Origin of the sequence: Nocardiopsis sp. NPDC007018, from assembly GCF_040635075.1 — a bacterium.
Lineage (GTDB): Bacteria > Actinomycetota > Actinomycetes > Streptosporangiales > Streptosporangiaceae > Nocardiopsis.
Genome location: NZ_JBEYHA010000112.1, coordinates 1 through 1,144 on the forward strand (window position 1 = coordinate 1; position 1,144 = coordinate 1,144).

Annotated in this window: 1 protein-coding gene; it reads left to right on the forward strand. The window is 63.2% G+C overall.

Annotated elements, in window-relative coordinates; translation table 11 throughout:
• The first annotated feature begins 49 nt into the window (after positions 1-49).
• Positions 50-1,144: an IS630 family transposase gene (locus tag ABZ635_RS27120; RefSeq protein WP_357770089.1), complete on the forward strand. Its 1,095-nt coding sequence runs from the start codon at positions 50-52 to the stop codon at positions 1,142-1,144.

A 1,144-nucleotide genomic window follows, 5' to 3' on the forward strand; every position in this document is an offset into this window, starting at 1 on the left:
CTAGTGTTCTGAGTCGTTAATTCGATGAAGAATTGGTTACGATGGTCTCATGGCGCAACGCGGCAGGAAGAAGAGACCCCTGGTAGTCAGTGACGAGGACCGGCGCACGCTGGAACAGATCGCACGTCGGCGCACGTCGGCGCAGGTCATGGCGCAGCGTGCACGGATCATCCTGCGCTGCGCCGAGGGCGGCACCGATGCCGAGGTCGCCCGGAAACTGGGGGTCTGGCCGCAGACGGTGGGCAAGTGGCGCAACCGCTACATCGACGGCGGACTCCAAGCTCTCTCGGACAAGGAGCGTCCGGGCCAACCTCGCAAGATCACCGACGCCCACGTCGAAGAGGTCATCCGGCAGACCCTGGAGCAGCCCCCACCGGACGGGGGTACGCACTGGTCGACCCGGTCGATGGCCACCAAGACCGGGCTGAACCAGACCGCCGTCTCACGGATCTGGCGGGCGTTCGGCCTCAAGCCCCATCTGGTCGATGAGTGGAAGGTGTCCAACGACCCGTTCTTCATCGAGAAGGTCCGCGACGTCACCGGCCTCTACCTGAACCCGCCGGACGCGGCGCTGGTGCTGTGCGTGGACGAGAAGTCCCAGATCCAGGCGCTGAACCGGTCAGCCCCAGTGCTGCCGATGATGCCCGCCGTGCCCGAACGCCAGACCCACGATTACATCCGGCACGGCACGACCACCCTGTTCGCGGCTCTGGACACGGCCTCGGGCAAGGTGATCTCGGCCCACCACCGCAGGCACCGCTCCATCGAGTTCCGTAAGTTCCTCAACCAGATCGACCGTGAAACGCCCGATGAGCTGGATGTCCACCTGATCGTGGACAACTACGGCACGCACAAGGCGCCGATCATCAAGGAGTGGCTGCTAGCCCATCCCCGCTTCCACCTGCACTTCATCCCGACCTATTCCAGTTGGTTGAACCTGGTGGAGCGGTTCTTCGCCGAGATCACCCGCCGAATGATCCGGCGGGGGTCCTACACCTCGGTCAATGATCTGGAGACCGCACTCCAGGCGTGGATCGACACCTGGAACGACGATCCTCGGCCGTTCGTATGGACCAAGACGGCCGAGGAGATCTTCGAGACCATCGCCGCATATCTTCATCGAATTAACGACTCAGAACACTAG

Coding starts and splice junctions, on each gene's coding strand:
- ABZ635_RS27120 (WP_357770089.1), top strand. CDS start 50: ATGGCGCAACGCGGCAGGAAGAAGAGACCCCTGGTAGTCAGTGACGAG.